The organism is Vibrio sp. 1180_3 (assembly GCF_029478545.1).
Taxonomy (GTDB): Bacteria; Pseudomonadota; Gammaproteobacteria; order Enterobacterales; family Vibrionaceae; genus Vibrio; species Vibrio aestuarianus.
The window spans coordinates 1-1,569 of record NZ_SJFM01000110.1; the positions used below are offsets into that span (position 1 = coordinate 1).

Here is a 1,569-nt window from a genome sequence, read left to right on the forward strand (position 1 = left end):
GCATATAACAAAGCGTTTAAGACGGACTCCCAACGCTTGGCGCTTTCGGCTTTCTTCAGGTTAAGTGTTTATGTCACAATGGTTTAGGTAAGGTGGTTGGCGTTGCTCGCCACTTAACGCGGCGTTAGCTGGGGTTAAGAAAAACGGTGAATTTAGGGTGGAAAGGCTTTCGGTTTTCTAGCTACACACCGGACAGATTTCAGCTTCTCAACTATCTCGCCAGTGGCACTTTTCGGGAAGTGTTTGAACTTAACGAAGTCTGCTTACGGGAAGTGTTGTGTTTGTTAAGTTCGTTGGCGCGGTTTTTTGATGTTGAAATTTATGCATTCTTAAATTCGTTTCGTGTGCTTTGTCGTTGGCTTTTTCGATAGAATTCTTTGCAAATTACCATGCTCAGGAATGGGGGATTTCCTCGGTCATTTCTTCTTTGCCAAGCGCATTTCGTGGATTAGGTTTTAATTTCACAGCTGTCCGTTTTACTTTGCCGTTTGAAAGCAATAATGTGTTTCAAATTAGGCATTTTGGCGTAATTCGCTAGCTAAAGTGCAGCAGCTAACTAGGCGTTTAAGACGGATTCCCAACGCTTGGGAGTTTCGGCTCTAGGTTGAGTGTTGTGTTTAAGGCGCAATGGTTTAGGATTGTGGTCGCGTTGCTCACCACTTAACGCAGCGTTATAACTCAATGATATTACGATCTCATTATGACAAACACTGTTTACATATACAGTTGTTGATGGTAGGTTTTAATAAATCTGTTTCATAGGGGTGAGATATGAGTTCTAGGGCTAATGACGATTCAATTTCAGTAATTGCATTTATTGTTGTTGCTGTTGGTGTAGCTGCGGTTTGGAAATTCTCCCAAGTGTTTGGTTTACCTTGGGAAATTAGTGCCAAAGTTATTGGATATACGGTTCTTTCCATTGTTGTTATGGGTGTATGGACATACTTTTCAAGAATGAGCTTTAATCCAGTTCCAGTATGGCCTTTGTTTTTGGCTGCTTTATATTCTTCCTGGTTCCCAGCTTTTGATCATTGGGGTGTGTCTACAACGGCTTATATGACTTTATCCTATATCGAAGATACGAGAACTCATACTGAAGTTGCATGGTATGCCTTGTGGTATGTTAAGTTGCTGATTAACTGTACTCTTGTCTTCGGTGGTTATACTTTGGACCGTAAGTGGAAAGAGTTATAACAAAGCATTTAAGAGTGATTCGCAACGCTTGGCAGTTTCGCTTCGCTCAAGTATAGCCAAGCGCCGCTCACACCTTAATGCGGCGTTATGCAACTCAGGTAAATTTAGGGGTTCAATCTTTTGGGATTTCTCCGGCCATTTGTTTTGTATTGTCGGCAAATGAGCTTTTTTATCCTCAAATTCTTGGTTAACTCAAACCGTAAAACAGGCAAGTTTCTTTGTTTGCCTCAATTGGTTTTAGCGTTGGCGCGTTGTCAGTTTAGCGGGTGCAAAGTGTGGAAATGGCAAGTTAGTCGATCATTTCGCATTTGCTGAAAGTCTTGCTCGGTGATTTTGTCTCATTCAAAAGCTTGGTTTGTCGTTGAAAGGTGGACT

1 protein-coding gene is annotated in these 1,569 nt (G+C 41.7%); it reads left to right on the forward strand.

The features are described from left to right. The first annotated feature begins 771 nt into the window (after positions 1-771). Entirely contained in the window at positions 772-1,194 is a 423-nt protein-coding gene (locus EYW48_RS21045; protein WP_277433033.1) for a hypothetical protein, read from the forward strand. The last annotated feature ends 375 nt before the right edge of the window (positions 1,195-1,569 follow it).